Annotated in this window: 13 protein-coding genes; 6 read left to right on the plus strand and 7 right to left on the minus strand. The window is 51.8% G+C overall.

Translation table 11 applies throughout. The features are described 5' to 3' along the window. Window positions 1–164 precede the first annotated feature (164 nt). The 3 genes from O2N63_RS16815 to O2N63_RS16825 are packed head-to-tail and all read right to left on the minus strand — an operon-like array spanning window position 165 to window position 3890. Window positions 165–1766, minus strand: coding sequence for a Na/Pi cotransporter family protein (locus O2N63_RS16815; RefSeq protein WP_271055463.1), 1602 nt, complete (start codon window positions 1764–1766; stop codon window positions 165–167). Further along, a complete protein-coding gene (locus O2N63_RS16820; RefSeq protein WP_271055464.1) occupies window positions 1766–2101 on the minus strand; it encodes an STAS domain-containing protein in 336 nt (111 codons plus the stop codon). Before O2N63_RS16820 ends, O2N63_RS16815 begins: the two co-directional genes overlap by 1 nt. A 49-nt stretch (window positions 2102–2150) precedes the next feature. Next, window positions 2151–3890, minus strand: a complete 1740-nt coding sequence (locus O2N63_RS16825) for an ATP-binding SpoIIE family protein phosphatase (protein WP_271055465.1) — start codon at window positions 3888–3890, stop codon at window positions 2151–2153. Window positions 3891–4009: 119 nt separating this feature from the next. On the opposite strand from O2N63_RS16825, the gene O2N63_RS16830 reads away from it, so the two are divergent. Further along, window positions 4010–4840 carry a substrate-binding periplasmic protein gene (locus O2N63_RS16830; protein WP_271055466.1) on the plus strand — a complete coding sequence of 277 codons (831 nt, stop codon included), beginning with the start codon at window positions 4010–4012 and terminating at the stop codon, window positions 4838–4840. A gap of 450 nt (window positions 4841–5290) precedes the next feature. Here O2N63_RS16830 and O2N63_RS16835 read toward each other — a convergent pair whose 3' ends face one another. After that, entirely contained in the window at window positions 5291–6205 is a 915-nt protein-coding gene (locus O2N63_RS16835; protein ID WP_271055467.1) for an AraC family transcriptional regulator, read from the minus strand. A gap of 136 nt (window positions 6206–6341) precedes the next feature. Between O2N63_RS16835 and O2N63_RS16840 the strand changes: the two genes are divergently transcribed. Continuing rightward, window positions 6342–7157: a cysteine hydrolase gene (locus O2N63_RS16840; RefSeq protein WP_271055468.1), complete on the plus strand. Its 816-nt coding sequence runs from the start codon at window positions 6342–6344 to the stop codon at window positions 7155–7157. Between the two features lie 46 nt (window positions 7158–7203). Continuing rightward, on the plus strand, window positions 7204–7782 hold the full coding sequence (locus O2N63_RS16845) for a hypothetical protein (RefSeq protein ID WP_271055469.1): 579 nt from the start codon (window positions 7204–7206) through the stop codon (window positions 7780–7782). Between the two features lie 636 nt (window positions 7783–8418). On the opposite strand, the gene O2N63_RS16850 is transcribed toward O2N63_RS16845, so the two are convergent. After that, window positions 8419–9126, minus strand: a complete 708-nt coding sequence (locus O2N63_RS16850) for an IS6 family transposase (protein WP_271055470.1) — start codon at window positions 9124–9126, stop codon at window positions 8419–8421. A gap of 370 nt (window positions 9127–9496) precedes the next feature. Here O2N63_RS16850 and O2N63_RS16855 point away from each other — a divergent pair, with 370 nt between their 5' ends. Further along, window positions 9497–9967, plus strand: coding sequence for a hypothetical protein (locus O2N63_RS16855; protein WP_271055471.1), 471 nt, complete (start codon window positions 9497–9499; stop codon window positions 9965–9967). Between the two features lie 40 nt (window positions 9968–10007). On the opposite strand, the gene O2N63_RS16860 is transcribed toward O2N63_RS16855, so the two are convergent. Then, window positions 10008–13466 carry a polysaccharide deacetylase family protein gene (locus tag O2N63_RS16860; protein ID WP_271055472.1) on the minus strand — a complete coding sequence of 1153 codons (3459 nt, stop codon included), beginning with the start codon at window positions 13464–13466 and terminating at the stop codon, window positions 10008–10010. Window positions 13467–13644: 178 nt separating this feature from the next. Here O2N63_RS16860 and O2N63_RS16865 point away from each other — a divergent pair, with 178 nt between their 5' ends. Further along, window positions 13645–16323, plus strand: coding sequence for a DUF3131 domain-containing protein (locus tag O2N63_RS16865; RefSeq protein ID WP_271055473.1), 2679 nt, complete (start codon window positions 13645–13647; stop codon window positions 16321–16323). Window positions 16324–16773: 450 nt separating this feature from the next. Here the strand turns inward: O2N63_RS16865 and O2N63_RS16870 are convergent, their stop codons facing one another. Next, on the minus strand, window positions 16774–18444 hold the full coding sequence (locus O2N63_RS16870; protein WP_271055474.1) for a winged helix-turn-helix domain-containing tetratricopeptide repeat protein: 1671 nt from the start codon (window positions 18442–18444) through the stop codon (window positions 16774–16776). Window positions 18445–18527: 83 nt separating this feature from the next. Between O2N63_RS16870 and O2N63_RS16875 the strand changes: the two genes are divergently transcribed. Further along, complete coding sequence (locus tag O2N63_RS16875; protein WP_271055475.1) at window positions 18528–19199, plus strand: hypothetical protein; 672 nt, start codon at window positions 18528–18530, stop codon at window positions 19197–19199. The last annotated feature ends 160 nt before the right edge of the window (window positions 19200–19359 follow it).

Here is a 19359-nt window from a genome sequence, read left to right on the forward strand (position 1 = left end):
CTATCGGGCAGACATTCCTAATACCAGAGCGTGGTCGGCAAAAGTCACATCTGATACACGGCAGTACTTGCCGGGGCTTCTTATTGCATGTTGCGCAGTTATAATTTGCCCGACCTGTACTTTGTTCAGATACCATCAGACCTTATTGCAGGCGCAGATCACGATCAGTGACTACGCAACTCGTCGTAGCTTTGACACATCTCACCCATCAGCCAGATCAGGCGTTCGCAATAGTTGGCAGCAGCAAGCAGGGAAATCCTGTCGTTGGCATCTACAGCATCTTCCCCGGCAAGGTAGGCGGCCCGAACTGATCTGAATCCGTTGCCTTCATCCGACGTCATTCGGGAGAGCGCCTCAATATCAGTTGTCTCTCGGGCTTCAGCCACGTCGACGAGCACATGCAGGATTGTATCCAGCCCTTCGACCATCGCATCCGGGAACGAAAGATCCGGCGCGGATTTACGTAAATGCGCGATCTCGACTGCGAGCCCTGCCATCGTTTGTCGTGCTGCAATCAGGTTGGCCTGAACCTTCAGAATTACGTCCAACTGATCGTAGGCATCAGGCCCCAAATCTGTTGAGGAAGTCACGCGGTCAACTGCGGTCGAAACCGAGTTTTCTAGGCTGTCAAACGCATCCAGCGCGTCATCAAGAGCCGCGCCTGTGCGACCCGCGCGCATTGCATCCAACGCTGTGGCAAGCGGATTAAAAAGCCGGGCCTGTTCCAGTTCAATCAAGTGAAAAGCCAGACCGGCCTCTTTCGGCAAAGTACCAGCCAGAAATTTGGGTTTGGAATGCTGTTCTATCATTGTTTCTGGCGCGAACCGCGCCAGAAGTCGCGCTGTGCCGCCAAGCGCGAGCAACAAAAAAGGCACAGGTATTGAATTAAAAACCAGATAAACGATGGCCGCCTGCGTTCCGGGGTCACTGCTGATGGACGACACCCCAGCAGCAACAAGAGGAACGCCCAACCCGATCTCGACATATAGCAGCGGGACAAGAATGAGCGCTGCCAAAAAATTGAATCCGACGAGATAAAGAGCAACCTGCCGCGCGACGCCGGTCAGGCCTGACGCGAGAAGATAGGTCAGTACCGACGACCCCACATTGGCGCCGTAGACAAACATGATGGCTTCGGTCTGTTCGAACAACCCAACGCGCTGGAAGGCGATCATCACAACGGTCACCGCGACCGACGATTGAACAATAATGGTGAGCCCTGCGCCAATCAGAAAGCCAAGCAACGGCTGGCCACGTGTCAGTTCGACAGCTGACTGAAACCAAGGTTGAAGCTCCAGCGCTGTCGCCCCTTCACGCATGATCTGAAGGCCGAGAAATAACAGGCCGATTCCAAAAACGACACTTGCCAGACGCACAGCCGATGCGCCGCCATAGGCGTAGAAAATTCCCGAGCCGCCAATGACCAGAAACACGGCCAATTGGATATCGATGGTCAGAAAGAGGACGGTCAGCCCGGCCCCGACGGACACACCCAGGATCACCGGCTGTGCCTGCCTGAGGTTCATCATCCCGGCACGCACCAAGCCAACCATCAAAAACACCGAAGCCGCTGCACTTTGCGTAACGGTGATCATCACTGCACCAACACCCAGCCCGGATGCCGGATTAGCGGTCAGTTTTGCTATCCCTGTGCGCAGCCGGTGCCCCGCCAGCAATTTGAGGTTCTGGCTGAGAAACTGAAGTGCAAAGAAAAACAGACCGAGACCACCAAAAACGGTTGCCGCGATCATCAGGTTCGAAGGCATTACTTCAGCCCTTCGCGGGCTTCTGCTTCACTGGTACTGATGTCAAGAATTGAGACAAACCCGGAGATTTCGAACGTCTCGCGCACAAGCCCGTTCAATCCAAATACTCTCAGCGCTCGGTCGTCAGCTGAAAGTTTTTTTGCGGCGCCTAATAACACACGAAGCCCGGCGCTGGCCATGAATGACACCTTTCCAAGGTCTACGATCAGGCTTGTATCCAGTCCGTTCACAACTTGATTCACCGCCAATTCAAACTCGGCGGAGTTGCTCGAATCCAGTTTTCCCTCGGGCCGAATAAGAGCGACAATACCGTCGTCAATCACTTCAATATTCAATGTCGCTTCCCCCGATTACCGATCCGTCCGGTGCGATTGCCCAAGTTTGTCATGCGCTCACCGTAATATAATAGATGTTCCGATCCACCTGTCGAGCATATGAGAATGTCTTACTTATGTTACGGACTACATGAAGACCCAGACCGCCAATGACACGCTCTTCAACCGAAAGAGAGGTGTCTGGTTCCGGCGCCGTTGCAGGGTCAAATGCCGGGCTCGTATCGGAAATTTCCAGTGTCAGTTCTGCGGTTGTTCCGGAAACTTCTACGATTATTTCCACCGGCGTGTCTGATCTTTTGGCAGCATGATTGACCACGTTTGAACCAATCTCGTCCAGAATTAGTTGTGCCTTTGTCGCGACCGCTGACGCATCATCACCCAATGCACTTGCCATATCCTGGCCAAGCCTGCTGATCTCCTCAAGGGTGGCATGGGTCGTACCGCGCCAGTGTAAGACCCCGGCATCGTGGAATTCCACTGCGAGGATAGTCACGTCATCTGTCCGGTCGGCTTCGCCTTCGTGATGCTCAACCGCCTGCACAATAGAATGCACGATGTCCGTCACAGGCTGCCCTGCGAGACTGCCCAGCAGATTGCGCAATCCTGTATCTCCGAACAACATGTCCTTGCTGTCCGAGGCTTCGGTTACACCATCCGTGTAAAGCAGCAGGGTTTCACCATCGGTCAACTGTGCATCGGATTGCGTATATTTCAGCCCTGGCAACGCACCTACAACCGGACCGTTACGATCAGGCAGAGCACAGACCTGACCATTGCGGTGCAGCCGAAGCGGCGGATTATGACCCGCGTTACAGTAACTCAGGGCGCCGGAGTTCAGATCCAAAATTGCGACGAAGAGCGTCACGAACATATCCCGGTGATCGCCACGGCACAGTTCTTCATTAACTGTAGCCACTACTTCGCTGGCGGATGCGCCTTCGGCAGCAATTGACTTAACCATGGTTTTTGTAACTGCCATCAGCAGCGCAGCAGGCACGCCCTTATCGGACACATCCCCGATCACAAGGCATAGCTTTCCGCCGCCTACATGGAAGGCATCGTAGAAATCACCCCCTACCTCGCGAGCCGGCTCTAGCGTAGCCCAAAGTGAGATCGGATGCCCCTTGGTGAGCGCTCCAAAATCCCGCGGCACCATGGAAAGCTGCATATCGCGCCCGATACTCAATTCGCTTTCCATTCGGGTTTGAACCAGCAATTCGGATTCATAAGCCTCTTGTTGGTCCAGCATCTGATTGAAGGCCGACATCACTTGCCCCATCTCGTCCGGCGGCGCTTCGCCGACCCGGGCACGCGATCTGTCACTTTTGGCGGCGTTGATTGCGGTGAGCAGTCGCTCCAGAGGCGTTCCGACAATTCGGCGAAGCGCGAAAAGTGCCGCGCCAACTTCCATGGTAACCGCTGCCAGAGCGATCAATGCAGCCAGCAACAGACGATCGCGGGTCTGTTGCCTGATATCGTTTTGCGTCACCAGAAACCCGATTTCGCCGATCCTGCGCGGCCCTGTCCCAGCATCAAAAACGATCTCTTGCTGAAATAAGAACTCATCACCTTGCAGGGCAACATCATCACCGGCCTGGGCCATGATTTCACCGTCTTCGCCATAAACGCGGGCTATAACAATTTCCGGATTGGTCGCAATTGCTTCAAGGCTCAACCGGACCTGTTCGTAATCAAGGTTCCAAAGCGGGTTGGCCAAAGCGGCACTTTGCGTTCTCAGCAACGCGCCGGATGTCTGCTGTAACCGCGCCGTTGCGGATCTATGTGCCATGTATTCTATTGCGGAAAATACACCCAGCACCGAAAGAAATATCAGCGGCACCGTAATTCTGAGAAACCGGCCGCGAACGGATTTAGTCAAAAATACCAAGCCGCGCTCCAATATTGGCGGTGAAGTATGGCACATGTTATAGACCTTGGATCAGCATTAAAAGAGATTGTCCGGAGATACAGATGTTACGCATTTTGTCATTTGCGCTGGCTGTGGTTCTTTCGGCCCCGTTACAAGCAAAGGATATCCGTTTTGTTACGCTGGACTTCGCGCCATTCATCTATGGAGAAAATAATCAGGTGGCCGGACCAGGCCGGGACGTAATCGCTGCGGCCTGCGAGACTGCGGAGCTGGACTGCAGCTTTGATATCTTTCCGTGGCGCCGTGCGCAGGAATTGATGCGCGAAGGCACAGCGGACGGAATGATGGTGATCGGCCGCAACGCCGAACGAGAGGCATGGCTTCAGTTTTCGTCGCCGTTGTTTCGCACGGAATACGGGTTCTTCGTTAGCACCGGAAATGTCATGACCTTCGCTGACCTTTCCCAAATCGAAGGATTTCGTGTGGGGGTTTTCGCGCCGTCCAACACTGCTGTCCAACTCGAAGCCTTGCGCGACCGGATGACAGAAGCGGGTCTCGACCCGATTAAAATTGATCCGCGACCGGATGATGTTTCGGGTTTCCGCAAACTCGCAGCCGGCCGTCTTGATGCGGTTTATTCCAATCGGGACCGAGGCAGGCGGATCCTTGATTTAAATGATCTGACCCACAACGTCAGATATGCTGGGGCCGATAAAGCAATCCTTTATTACGCCGCGATACGGCAGTCTTTTCCGGATGCAGTCGCGTCAGGGAAATTTTTTGCCGCGCTGCGCGAAAACTTCGCAAATGGCAGGGCAGTAGAGATCATCGAAGACTATGGACTGGAGCCAGCGCCGCAAGCCCCCTGATAGCCTGACAAGATTTTTGACAGGTTTATGATACACGAGGCAACCTCATCGGAATGACAGCCCATATCGCGAACCCGGTCCCTCAGCACTAAAACATAAACAAAACTCATTTCCGCTGCGAATGGCTGGAAACCGCCTCTTGCCGGAACGAAAGTGCACAATGAGTAGTGTGGCTGCCCTTATCTGGGTGCGCGGCGAATGCATCACTGGCCAAGATCTGGTAATGGGCCGAAGCGACCGCTAGCGAATTGGACTGACGACAGATGCTGCTATGCCTCCGAGGTCCGGTTTGAGCCCTTGTGTGGAATTCTGTATCAGGCACCAATGCGCAGGCAGCAGACTTTCAATCAATGGCCGCCTCACCAAAGAAGATGTTGGTCAGGCTTGAAGCAATACGCAGCTTGGAACCCATAATTGTAAAACTGGCGACACTTAGGGAAAGATGCATCGTTAATAGCAGGAGTGGTCAGACGTGCGAAATAAACGCGGGGACTGTCCGCAGAACTCGGTAAACGCCCGGGTAAATGCACTACGGCTTTGAAACCCGAGTTTTCGAGCAATCTGTTTGACTGGTTGTCTCCCGTCGAGCAACATCTGTGCCGCACGCGCCATTCGCAATTCACGCAAGAACGACATCGGCGCACGGCCATAGGCGGCCTTAAACTGTTCAGCGAAACGTGAGCGGCTCATGCCAGCAGCCTCTGCCAAACTTTCGAGAGAGTGTGCTCCGCCTGGATTATCAAGCATAACGCGCAAGGCCTGCCATAAATTCGGATCGGCCAATCCAGATAACCAGATGAGCGCTGGATCACCCGCTTCAAGACGTTGGCGCAGGATCTCGAACACACATTGCAGCAGCAACAGGCGAACCATGGCCTGCCCCCCTGTGCGATGACCGGTAACCTCATCAATGATACCCAGCACGGCCCGTTCGGCGATGGCGGAGGTTTCGATATCCAAATGAAGGGGCGTCCGCAGCAAGTCTACAAGACCGTTGGTATTGCGCATTCCCAGCGAGACTGCACCACACAGAACAATCATTTTGCCATTGCCTTCACCTTTGGCGGCAATTCGCTCCAGATCGAGTTTTGCCGGAATGTTGACACCTCCAGAAACATCGGCAGAGCCATTATGGATTAAACTGTGCCGGCTTCCTGCTGGGACCAAAACAATGCGCCCTGAATGCAACTCGACATCGGTCATAGATTGGATTTTCAGCTTTCCCGTTCCAGAAACGACATAGTGCCACACGGCCTCGGGTCGTTGCCCCAGATACAGTTTGCATGAGCCTTCCAATGTACAAACCGCAAAAGGTTCTGCCTGGATGTCTAATTCGTTCAATACAGGTTCATGGCTGAGTTGCATTCTCTCATTTTGTCACGACTGGATGCTTTAGGTCATCACAAATCAGTGATGACCGTAAATGCTACACCTCTCGGACGAAAAGGCACATGGCATATGGCAGAGTTCAGCATCCGTTCACTGAACAAGGAGAGAAAGCATGTGTAACTGCCATAATCACGATGACGACCCGAAAATCACCCGTCGTCAGGCCCTTTCCGGGACGGCGGCAGTTGGCGTAGCAGCTGCTGCAAGTTTGGCGGGTTCCGCTGCACAAGCGCAGGATGACCCCTATGCAGATCCAGCCCAGCCCGCATTACCACCCAGCGACATGGTCATTGACAAATCGCGTGTGGCGCTTGTTGTGACCGACCCGCAAAACGATTTTCTCAGCCCCGATGGGGTGACTTGGGGTGTCGTCGGCGCCAGCGTCGTAAAAAACAACACGGTTGCCAACATCGAGAGCCTATTCAAGGCGGCCAAGGCTGCCGACATAACCGTCGCGGTTTCACCCCACTACTACTACCCCACCGACAAGGGTTGGAAATTTGAGGGTGCGCTTGAAAAGCTCATGCACAAGATTGGCATGTTTGACCGCAAGGATCCTCTGAGTCTTGAAGGTTTTGAAGGGTCCGGTGCGGATTTTCTGGAACAATACAAACCTTACATCAACGACGGAAAAACCATCGTTTCGTCGCCTCACAAGCTGTATGGCCCCGAACATAATGACCTGGCATTGCAGCTTCGCAAAAATGGTGTGGACCAAGTCATCTTAGCGGGAATGTCGGCAAACCTGTGTACCGAAAGCCATTTGCGTGAACTGCTTGAACAGGGGTTTGAAGTGGCAGTGGTCAAGGATGGAACCGCGGCGGCAATGCTTCCCGAAGGCGACGGCTACCTCGCCGCATTAACCAATTTCCGCTACATCGCCAACGCTCTTTGGTCCACCGAAGAGGTTGTTTCGATGCTGAGCTAGCGTCGGAAGTTGTCAGAAATCCACAATTGCCAAGGAGTGTGACGTTATGAAAATCAGAAATATCTTTGCAATCGCGGCGCTCAGTCTAGGATTTGGATCCTTACCAACAGCGTCGAGCACAGCCCCCAATACCTCGGTCGTTTTGCAGATGTATGGTGAAGGAACCGAAGTTGGAAACTTGGCTGATGTTTCGGCACGTTTAGGCGTAGAGCTAACGGAGCAAGACGTTGGCTTTGCGCTGACGAGTTTTGCGTGCCATGAAATGGATGTCATTGACCCTGGGTCCAAATTGAAGTTGGGCCGGGGTATAGATTGTTTGGCTAATATCACGCCCGATGAAAACGGTGGTTTGACCTTAACCGGTGTATCAATCTTCATGCTTCCCGGCGGGACGATCATCTCAAAAGGTGAGACCAGTTTACAGACCTTCATAAACGGCTTTGGATCTGGGGAAGGTTCCCGTTCGCATATCACCGGTGGCTTCCCGACGGTTGATAATGTTATCGCAACTACTGGCGATTTTGTGGACATGACTGGCAAGGCGCGCCTATCCGGGATGGTCCGGGCGGGCGGTGAGAAAATGATGTTCGACTGCCTGTTCGTAATTGATTTGACGCACTCATAGAGGATTGCATCACATCGGTTGACAGACCAAAAACAGAGGCCAAATCAGAATCCTGAGAAAGGCGCCGGAAACTACCCTGGCGCCTTTCGTTGTAATCCGAACTGGATGAGCTGATTGCAGCATGCCCACTTTGGACTGCCCGAACATTCATTCTGTTGCCTTGAAGGTCCGCTTCGTTGCGCGCTACCGACATTGGCTGGTCAAAATTGCTGCACCGCGCATCAATGGCAGCTATGATGTGCCGCATCGCAGCATTCAGAAGCAAAGTCGAGCGGCGGCTTTGGGCCGTTAATACTCTTCCTAAATTTCCGGTTCATTGGGAGATGTTGTGGTTTCACCAATGCCACGTTCGGTGTTTGCGCTGCGGGAAATGAGTTTTAACAGCCGTCGGAACACTCCATTCGTGCGGCTTTCATTCGGCTCACGTTCGAACAATCTCTTGAGAAAGTTGGGTGGTTTTTTTACATTTTGATGCCCCCGCCTGAGATCGCCACGTCGCCGTTTTCAAGTTATTTGACCAGCGTTTCAAAAGCTTTCAGTCCCTCGTCGAATTCCGCCTGCTCTTGGGATAGGTCATCTAAAGTGTGCTGTCAGACTAATTCGAACTCGTCTCAGCTAGGCCCGCATGACTGCCCTTTATGCAGCGCAAAGACCGCGCCACTCGGTGAGAGCGACGGTTCGGTTGAGCTTGAAATGTTCTCGCTTTGAAAGACTGCGATCCTGATTGAAGTGGTTGAAGACTGAGGCGTGGACGGCGACGAGTTTCTGCAAACTTCGCATCCTTCGAAATCGTGACATGGCGCGTTCTAGTCGTCGAAAAGGAAGATGCGAGTTCTCGATCCGGTTGTTCAAATATCGGCCAGTTGTCTGCTTTTCCGCATTGCCGATCTCTCTCATTGCGGCCCCATAGGACCTGAGGCGATCTGCAACGACAAGCTCGGGCTGGCCATGTCGCTTCATCGTTTTCCTCAAGAATTTAAGGGCCGCGCGCTTATTCCGTCGCTTAATGATATAACTTTCCGGCACCTCCTCTTCATGATTCACAGCACGCCAGAGGTAGTGCCGCTCCTCATTGATTTTCACGAAAGCCTCGTCCAGGTGCCACTGCCACCGCGAGAAAGCCCGAAGTTGCTGAACTCGCTTTCGTCGGATCTTCGACGCGAAAAGGGGACCGAAGCGGTTCCACCGGTGTCTCACGGTCTCGTGGCTAATTTCGATGCCATGCTCATGTAGCAGGTCCTCCACATTTCGAAGCGATAGTGGAAAACGGACATACATCATCACCGCAAGCCGGATGATTTCGGGACTGGTGTTGAAATAGCGGAAGGGGGAAGGTTTGGACATGCAAGAACGCTAATTGAGCGACCTGCCCACTTCAGGCGGGTTTCTTCTGACAGATCCCTTACCTACATTTAAGCGAAACTTTGCCAATGTCGCATAAGCATGTAGAAACCCTAAAATAAACACAATACTACCCTATTCATACGTAGTATCGAAGGTGAAAAGTTACCAAATCTCGAGTGGAAAACGCCGGACGAAAAGCTTCGATTAAGCGAGAAAGCGACTTCAGAACCCTAATTGGGGGCTGGCAACTTGCACCTAACGGATCGCAGCATCCGTTTTCCGTCAAGTTTGAAAACTATTCGGCTTTTACGCTTATCCAAAAGAATGGAGCACTGGGAAACAATCAAGTTTCCGACTAGAGGAGAGCAGTATGACGATGCTGAAGGCTTTGAAGCCGATCTTATTCTATGCCCTGTTTTTAGTTGCACCCGCGGCGCTGGCTGATGTGACCTGTGAAGGGAAGTGGCAAAAAGCCGCTCTGACCAATTACGAAAGTTACCCCGACCCGGGAAGCGTGGAGTGCGTACAGTATAATGGCTGCAAGTGGGCAGGTCAGTTTTACGGAGTAAGTGGTAAAAAATCAGAGGGATGGGTGGCGCGCAGAAACATTGCCGCTGTTCACAAGAAACACTGGCGCAAACTAGGTGGCAAACACCTTAGGCTACGCAAAGGCAATCGAGAGATTGTGGTAGAAGTGCTCGACCTATGTGCTGATTCAGACTGCAATGGTTGTTGCAGCAAAAATCTCGGCGGTGACGGATTTCTGATCGATATCGAAAAACACACTATGCAAAGGTTCGGATCTGGATCGGGCACAGTAAGTTTTCAGGTCTGCGGTTGATGCCATAGGGCCTGACGCTGCCCTCGTTTCCATATCACACTCATCGCGGTGCCTTGTCGGCAAATACATGTCTGACTTTCGCCCTCGAAAGCCCAAGAGTCGCTGTTGGGCTGATCGACGACGTCCGTGTGATCTTGCGCCACCCTGTAAATTTCCCAGTCAAAGCCCTGGCGACCGAACGCAGAGCTACCATCCAATAGATTTGGCGATAGAAAAATCTCTGGGTTAGAACCCATGGCAACAGTCGCTTATCTTCTTTTGGCTCAAGACCAAACGCGATGGCCGCCAACACGAGATCAGAGAGCAAATAAGCGATATAGGCAATAGCAACAACTATGGCGCTGCTCTCTGGCCTGGCCAGTTCGGCGTTGCCCAACTGACTAATAATATCAATCAGATTGACGACCATCACAAAATCCGCAATCGGCGCAAAAAGCGATGCGATTGCGCCAAAAAATACCAGATCAGGAATAGAAAACAGTCCAACCGGCCGACGCTCCAGGAACGCCGATTTATGCTTCCACGCAATCTGCAGCATCCCAAAATGCCAACGCAACCGTTGCCTCATCCACTGAGGTATCGTCTCAGGGGCTTCGGTGAATGCATGTGCATCCGGCTCGAATACGACGCTGTACCCGCTCCGGATAATCGATACTGTCAAGTCGGCGTCCTCAACGATTGTTTCAAGCGTATAGCCACCAGATTCCAATACAGCTTCGGTCCTCCAGGCGCCAATCGAACCCGGAACCACCATGATACCGTTGAATACTTCAAAAGCCCGGCGGTCCAGATTTTGCGCCGTGATATACTCAACAGCCTGAAGTCGGGTGATCAAATTCCTGCGGTTTCCGACCTTGACGTTGCCGGCCACAGCGCCAACTTTTTCATCATTGAAGTGCTTGACCAGAAGTCCAATCGCCTCGGGTGCGATGATCGTATCTGCATCAATCGCCACAAAAACCGGCGTTGTGATGAGACCTATCCCATTGTTCAGGGCTTCCGCCTTGCCCTGGTTGTTTTGCCGAACCAATCGGACGCGGGGATCAGAACTGAAATTGGCACTCACTACACGAGCTGTGTCATCCGTCGAACCGTCATCGATAACGATCACTTCCTCAATCGGGTAGGTCGATTGGAGCACCGATGTTATCGCCTTGGTGATGACCGTTTCTTCGCAATATGCCGGGATCAAGACCGTAACGGGCAATTGGGGAGCACCACTTTCATGCGTGCGCCGTTCCTTGATAAGTGCCAGCACCAGCACCCCCACGGAACGAATGATGCCAATTGTGATCAAGACAAAGAAAGCTGCGGTTATGGCTGTCTTCAGGGCCCGGATCAGCCAGAAAGAAAGATCTCGAAGGAGATCTTGTTCTTGTATCACCTCACGCGAATGAAAAATCTCACCTTGTTCGGAAATACTAGATAGAGGAACAATGGAGACGTCCATCTCCTGTAATGCTTCAATAATTTTCGGCAGCGCCTGGATCGTTTGTTCTCGGTTTCCTCCTGCATCGTGGAGCAAAACAACGTTACCTTGATTTGCGTCGACAAGGGTCGTGACGGTATCCACGATGTTTTCCACTCCCGGACGCATCCAGTCCGAAGAATCGATTTCGATCCCAACTACAACATATTGCTCGTCAGCGATCAGATTAAGAACTCCTGCCTCTTCAAGAGTTTCGGGGTTTTCATCGAAACCGTATGGAGCACGAAACAGATTGGTATTCAGGCCTGAGACGCTTTTGATTAGTTCTTGTGATGCATGTAGTTCCAATCTGAGACGCAAACCGGAGATCTCAGATATATTGGGATGGTAGTACGTATGAACCCCCAGTTCATGCCCTTCTTCAACCATCCTGCCAACCAATTCAGGAGAACTCTGGACACGGCTTCCAACTACAAAAAACACTGCTGGAACATCATATTCCTTTAGTATGTCCAGGATTTTTGGCGTGTAAGCACGGCTTGGCCCATCATCGAACGTGAGAATGACTGTGTTTTTCGGCATTGTGCCCTTGAGGTGAACCGTGAAAGCTCGTGGAAGCTCTAGGTAGTTCGCATCAATGATCAGTCCACTTTCATCATCAAGAACCAGGTCTCGCCGTCCTGGGATAGCTGGGTTTCGAACAGAAAGCAGAGGCCCCTTGCCTACGTAATGGACATGAGGTGCTGATCGGATGTTCTGCAAAGCGACTGAAGCATCATTTGAACTTGGATCCATGCGAGAAATCAAATCCCACACTCCGGGATCCCCCCCGGATACAGGCCATATTGCGATCCCAAGAAGCTCATCAAGCGGCGAGCGCGCCAATTGGTTGAAAGCACTTAAGGCATCCAAAAACCAAATCTGATGCCGATGCCCTTCATCATCAGAAAACGATACATGTGAATTAAGGCTTTCAGCGTCCATTTCGATAGAGCTATCATGTTGGGCAGCAGCCTCGGTAATCTCGAAATAGTTCAAATAATCGGGATTGGGATTTCCACTAACCCAATCCATCCCAAAGCTACCAAGCGCGATGACAAGTTGCTCGGCAGGGACTCTCTCAAGAAGAGCAGACAATGCTTGCTCAAACCATATCTGATCGGCGAGCGGCGTTGGCACACTGAAAGGTCCGGGCTCCTGAAAGGCGAGCACTATCAGCCTGTCTGTCAGATCGGCAATTGTTGGATGTTTCAAAAGTTCATCCTCAATTGCAGCGATGATACAGCTTTCCTTTCCCTTCAGATCAAACTCCGCCTTCAGTATCAAAGCGAAGGTTCTAATGCCTTCAACTTCTGTAGCGGATGCGCCGGCGAAATCGAAGCAGAAGCCATCAAACTCCTTCTCTTCTGCCAGAGCAGACGCCGCCTTGATGAGCTCCTCTTGCTGATCCGGAGAGGTTAGCCACGAGAGGCGATTTTCGCCCTGATTGACGCCGGCATTGATGACAGGAAGGAGACTTATGCGATCGCGGTGTTGACCCCAAATACCCAGAAGTTTGTTGCGTTGGTCGTTCGGAAGGCTGGTCAGCTCTCCGGATCTGCCATCAACTGAAAACCACTCGGGCAACAGAACGTCAATTGCAGCGATGTTTGTGCGTGCTTCAACAAGACCTGCCTTAGACCAGTAGGGGACAAACGCATGGACTTTAGAGAACCGAGGAGCGGCTTGCGCTACGACTTCTTTGCCCACAGTTTCGTTATCATTGTCTGCATCGGCCCAACTGTGCACCCCGGGCGAACTTTGCACCTTGGCCAACGGGTCCTTCTGTATTTGAGTTTGAGGTGACGATAAGTTCCCTTGGCTGTTTTCAACGATTGAAGTTGTGCCATCTGCAGCAAGCGGAGGGAGACTGGTTTCGTAGATATGTGCAGCAAAAAAGGTAAACCAAACCGCCGCTAAAATCAGGAACACAATTGCAGAAACGGAAAAAAACACCAGTCGGTGAGACGTGGGATCAAAAAACACAGGTTTAGCCGAAGCCTTGCTTTTGATCTTTTCCGTTTTTTTCAAACTCTGCTGCCTCAGTCGCTCGAGATTACATACTAGGTCTTGAATGTATGCTAATACAAAACGAATAATGACGAAACTCGCTTATCGTCGCATGGTTGGGTGTGCGGTAAACTGCGGCATTGGCCAAGGCTGAGCTAGCTGCCATAGTTCATGACAGGCAGTAGATTGAGGCTAGATTATGGACCGTCGAACATTTCTTTCCCGCGTCATCCTCAGTGGGGCGACAGCGTTTTCTTCTACATTGAGACCTTTACAAGCTGCCAACACAGACCCTTGTTTAATTCTCATCGACGGGATTACGCCCAACACCTCACCCTCTGGGCTCTTTTCTTTTTTAGATCCAATTATCTCCCAGAACGTTCCTGTGGGTCTTGCCGTGAGATTGGATCATAAGACATCAGGAGAACCCGATGCCAACACTGAATTGGCGCACGTTCTATCCGAGTTGATCACCGACTATCCAGGATTGGTGGAAGTGATGCTCGACCTTCCGGATCTTGCTTTTCAGAACACATATCAGCGCATGAGATCTGTGAGCACAGCCAGATATCGGCTTAAGCAATTTCTCGCAGCAGGCAGTGCCACAAAGGCGCAATTTGCCGCTCCACAGACCGTCGTCGCTCGGCTTCCATCCGACCAAGCCCCAACCATGGGCGGGCTACGTTCGGCCAAGATTCTGAATTCCATCTTGCTACCTGAGACCCCGGAACAGGTTGAAATCTGGCGAAACAGCGACGGTACTCAGCAGATCAACGGAGGCAGGCGTTTACCTCGCTCGCCAACCGTTAAAGACATAAGAGCAGCAATTTCCGAAGCGACATCCCACCAAGGACCTGTTGTATTTGCCACAAGTTTCCCCGGTGACCTGCTGAACAGCGAAGAAGAGCTATTTGATCAGGGGGCAATCCTTGGCGATGGGCTTCGCCAGAACCTCACCCCAAGCCGCAATTATCTCATGTTACCATCAGAATTGAGGTTCAGGTCAGGAGCACATATCTCGCGGCATTTGGTGCTTTGCATCAAAGGTGATGCACCTGATAACACGCTGAAATCCAAACTAACATCAGCAGGGTTGCCATTCACGGTAATCAGCGAGGATTTCATTTCTTCTGACGCAACAAATGATGCAGACCAGCTTGCAAGTGAGATACAGAACCAGCACCCGTGTGTTCTGGTCTCGGGCCAGAACGAAACATGGCAGAGGGCGAGAGATCTTTCTTTCGGCGCAATAGAACCAAATACGCCTTCTCACAGAAGGACACGCACAACGTGTGTCGCAATAGGAGACAGCGATGCCTTATCGGTGGAACAGGGGATACATGGTGGTTTCAATGCCGTTTTGAACTTGTCGCCAATGGGTGATCCGTTTTCCGGGTATGATGAGCACGGCGCAATGCGCGTGAATGCCTCACTAGTGCTGGAAGAACCTTCGGCAGATACCAAGGTGCATACCCTTGAAGAGCGTATTTCAGAAAGTCATTCGCCTACCGACGATGTTGTGCTGGTAATCAATGAGAAGACATTCGGTGGGACAGGCAGAGCTGATGCTCTTGTCCAAGAGCTTGTTGGACTTGGAAAATCCCAACAGTTCAATATTCTCAACTTGGGCCAGTTCGTTGAGGCTGTATCTACTACAAATGAGCAATCGAGGCTTACACGTCTCTCGAGACGCTGGCCGGCCAAACTGAAAACAGGCAACGCAAGTTCGACTGAGCACGCACAATTGATCGATGATGCCAAACTCGCTTGGTCGTACTTCGAAAAGCTTACGGACCCGGAAACCGGAATGGTTCCTGCAACGGCCTGGCTCGAGAACGAAAAGATCCAATCCTATAATTTCAGCACGATGTGGGACACCGGTTCTCTTATCCTTGCAATCATGAGTGCACATAGCATTGGTATTATTGACGATGCCGAGTTCTCTCATCGGATAAATGCGGTGCTCGCGGGGTTGGAAACGGGCAAATTCAACGACCTGCAACTCCCGAAAGGTCTGGCATCCACAGACGGGAAGGCTAAGGGTACTGATAAGTACAATGCAAGCGATACCGCAAGACTGCTTGTATCGCTGCATCTGCTCGACAATTACTCAAAAAGTGACCTTGGGATTGCCCGTATCGTGGAAGGTTGGGACCTACACGAAACCATTCGGGATGGGGTTCCGTTAACCGTAAAGGGCACGCGTTTGGTGTCGTCCTATCAGTCTAACTATGCAGGATATATCTCGCGCGCTTTTGGACTTTGGGGCTTCCCAGTTGCATCGCCATATTCGGTTCCGAGCCTCGGCTCATCGTTCGATAACAGCGTGCATCTTTTACATGATGTCGCAAGATTTGGCCCGATTGGGACGGAACCCCACCTTCTGGAAGATGTTGAATTGGGGGCGTCCGACCTCGCACGCGCCGCCTCAGACGCGCTGTTTGCCGCTCAGGTCGAGGCATATCTTACATCCGGTAAGCCGGTCTGTGTTTCCGAAGGTCCAATCAACCGCGCGCCCTGGTTCGTGTACCAAGGGTTTCAGATTGGGCCGGACCAAGGGAGCTGGACCTACGAGACACTCGACCCCTCCCCGCGCTTCAAAACCAAAGGGTTTATCCGAGCCATTGATATGCTCAACAGCAAGGCGGCTTACCTCTGGAACGCGTCGCGGCCAGGCACCTACTCAGATCTACTTGTGGCGAGCATCCGTAATAAAGCAAAAACCAGTTTGCTGGGGTTCAGCCCTGGAGTGTTCTCAGTCACGGGACAATCAGACCAGGAATACAGCGACATCAATACCAATGGCATTATACTGCAGTCAATTGCGTATCAGCTTAATGGTAGCAAACCTGGCGTCGTATGGGGTGACCAAGCGTAATTGATAAAGGTGCGCGTAAGTAGAGAGAATTCGTTCGGGATCGACTGTTGGGCAAGTTTCAACCACACTCAGCTAGGCTAGGATGACTGCCCCTTATTCCGCGCAGAGGCCGCGCCAATCGGTAGGAGCAGCAGTACTTCTGAGATTGGAGACTAGGTTCTCAGATGGAGCCCTTTAGAATAAAACAGCACCCGCTCGCCGTTCAACCATCCAAACCTGTGGCCCCAACTGGGGCAACGACGTTCAGAGATCGCCCTAGCAACCCTTAACATCAAGTCTTCATGAAAGTGGCTGGGGTGGTAGGATTCGAACCATCCGCACCAATCGCAAACAAAATTTGCCTAGTACGTGGAAGGTGTGGCAGCGGTTGGGGCGACTTGTTCTCTGAAGCCAAAGCCGATGTTCTAGCCGCTTGCAAAAACAGTATTAGGTCCCAAACAAGTACAACAATTAATCTGGCATCCCCGCATCGCGCATAGCGTTATAATACCGCTCGCGGTCAGCATCGTGTTGAAAAGGCGTGTTTCGAAACGTTGATAGGCGGAAATCGGGACTAACTTTCAGGTAGTCATCAACTTCTTTTCGCGCTTCTTCTAGTCTTCCCATCTCAACGAGTGTGGCAATCAATACTCTTCGGGGTGGGAGAGAAGTTGGATATTGCGCCATTCCCAACCGTGCCAAGGTTTCAGCTTCCTCGTAGTCACCAATGAAAAACCGTGATTGGGCTGCATTGAAATTATACCAACCCGGATAGCGAGGATTCACACGTTTTGCCTTGTCGTTCCACTCAATGGCCTCAGCAGCGTCTCCCATGAGCGACCGTAAAAATCCCATATTGTACAATACATCCGCATCGTTCTGATTCTTCTCGAGCGCGCGTTGAAACGCAGCAAGGGCGAAGTTATGGTCCTGATCTGCAAACAGGTGCAACATCCCCATCCTAAAATGACTTCGATAGTCAGATTGGCTGATCTCAAGTGCTTGCTCAGCGTGGTAGCGAGCCAGACGAACGGCTTTTTCCGGATCGTCGGCTGCACCAAAACGATAAAGGCTCAAGTACCGCCCACTCAGCTCCAAGTGCGCCGCTAAATAGTCAGGATCCAGTTCAATTGCCTGCGTCAGAAGCTCGACAGATTTCAAGCGACCATCGCGCGTAAGGCGGTTGGAAGCGGCTTCAGCTCTCATGAACAGGTCGTATGCGTGCGCGCTTTCAGAAGGTCGAGAATTGACCGCTGCAATTTCTTCTTCCAACACAACGACGTTCAATGTCGATACGATCTGCTCAACAATGGCGGTATGTGCCTGCAGTGCTCCCTCGCCTGATAAATCATATTGGTCGGCCCAAATGGTACGTTCGGAAGCTGCGTCAATCAATTCGGCATTGACTGAAAGTCCCTCGCCCAGTTCATGAATGCTTCCGTCGAGGATATACCCCACGCCCATTTCACGTCCGATACCGCGTGCCGTTCCAGGACTGTTCTTAAATGTCATCGAGGTCGGTCCGGCGATCACAAAAATCTGGGGAAACTTTGAAAGCTGCGTGCGGATGGATGTACTGAACCCGGCAGCCAGATATTCAAGATCGGATTTGCCCGACTGATTGTCAAACGGCAGAACAATTAATGAAGGTTCATTCGGCAAAGCCGGGGATGCGACATCGGTTGTATCCCGCATAGTGAAAAAGTAGCCCTGTATGCCAGCAAAGACGGCCAGTGCGACGGCAGCAATGGAAGGCAAAAACCACCGACGTTTCGTGCTAAAAATGCCAGCTTGCCGTGTATTGTGTTTTGCGGGGACCAGACGGTAACCCTTCTTGGGATAGGTCTGCAAGATGCTGTGATCTGTGTCCTCCAATACTCTCCTGATATCAACAATACATTGCCCCAGGCTGTCGTCGGTCACAAAGGTATCCGGCCAGACATTTTCAATAAGCGCGGTTTTCGACACAACATGTCCGGCGCGCGACACGAGAAAGGCCAATACTTCTGTGCTTTGTCGCCGTAACCGAATTGTTTGACCGCTGGCGCTCTTCAACTCCTTTTCCCGAATGAGAAATTGGGACCTACCGAGCCAAATCGCATCCTCAGATTTAGCAGAAATTTCTGAATTTTCTCCGGACATTTCGGATCACCCCTGTCGTCCTAGGATAGCGGTTGGAAGCTGTTCAAAGCAACCGCGCATCGAGTTCGCAAAGGAGTAGCAAAATGAAAATTGATCTGACATGTCGAGCATTCGTTGCCGCCGCATTACCCGCATGTTTGGCGGTGAGCGGTGCCCATGCAAACGAATTCCAAATATTCGCGCCTGACGAAGCATCGCTAACCGTGTCAGATGGGGTTGTCACGGCTCAACTTAGCTCAGACGGATGTGCCCCTGGTTTCGAAACAGCTTGTTCGGCAACAAGGCAGCGCACCGAGTACCAATCGTCAAGTGCACACAGGCACGGTGATCGCATAGCCTATCGATGGGAAGTCAACGTTCCCTCTGACAATATCTTGAACGCAGTAGACAACCATCTGTATGCAGTACGTTTTTTAGCCGGAGAGACACCGGTACTGCAATTTATTGTCGGAAACGAATACGGCTATGAAGTGAACCGCAAAACTTGCTTTGGTCCCGACACCTTCGGCGAGTGGCACAGCGTTGAAGTACGGGTGATGTGGGATTCGACCAAGAAAAAGAGCCTAAAGGACAAAACGCCCGGCGAAATTCACATAATTTGCGATGGCAACGAAGTGTTTTCCAAAACTGGCCGCCCAAACATAAAAGAGGGCGATATGGTTAACTTCTCGCTTGGTCTGGAGGGGGCATTGAAACTTGCCGACGGCGACAAGGTGTCTGTGTCCTATCGCAACATTGAGATTGGCTCTTGGTGATTAAGTTGAAGCTTAACGGTAAATCTTTGGCAGGGAGCGGTGCCGATCGCTCCCACTAATGCCAATGGCATCTTGGTCCCCTGAGCCGAGTCTTGGAACATTCGTGGCAATATGCAGCTCTGAGCCCGCCGTGAAAATTTGACCAGAGCTGGCCTTTGGA

Origin of the sequence: Aliiroseovarius salicola, from assembly GCF_027891095.1 — a bacterium.
Taxonomy (GTDB): Bacteria; Pseudomonadota; Alphaproteobacteria; order Rhodobacterales; family Rhodobacteraceae; genus Aliiroseovarius; species Aliiroseovarius salicola.

Coding starts and splice junctions, on each gene's coding strand:
- O2N63_RS16815 (WP_271055463.1), bottom strand. CDS start 1,766: ATGCCTTCGAACCTGATGATCGCGGCAACCGTTTTTGGTGGTCTCGGT.
- O2N63_RS16825 (WP_271055465.1), bottom strand. CDS start 3,890: ATGGCACATAGATCCGCAACGGCGCGGTTACAGCAGACATCCGGCGCG.
- O2N63_RS16835 (WP_271055467.1), bottom strand. CDS start 6,205: ATGCAACTCAGCCATGAACCTGTATTGAACGAATTAGACATCCAGGCA.
- O2N63_RS16840 (WP_271055468.1), top strand. CDS start 6,342: ATGTGTAACTGCCATAATCACGATGACGACCCGAAAATCACCCGTCGT.
- O2N63_RS16845 (WP_271055469.1), top strand. CDS start 7,204: ATGAAAATCAGAAATATCTTTGCAATCGCGGCGCTCAGTCTAGGATTT.
- O2N63_RS16850 (WP_271055470.1), bottom strand. CDS start 9,126: ATGTCCAAACCTTCCCCCTTCCGCTATTTCAACACCAGTCCCGAAATC.
- O2N63_RS16855 (WP_271055471.1), top strand. CDS start 9,497: ATGACGATGCTGAAGGCTTTGAAGCCGATCTTATTCTATGCCCTGTTT.
- O2N63_RS16865 (WP_271055473.1), top strand. CDS start 13,645: ATGGACCGTCGAACATTTCTTTCCCGCGTCATCCTCAGTGGGGCGACA.
- O2N63_RS16870 (WP_271055474.1), bottom strand. CDS start 18,444: ATGTCCGGAGAAAATTCAGAAATTTCTGCTAAATCTGAGGATGCGATT.
- O2N63_RS16875 (WP_271055475.1), top strand. CDS start 18,528: ATGAAAATTGATCTGACATGTCGAGCATTCGTTGCCGCCGCATTACCC.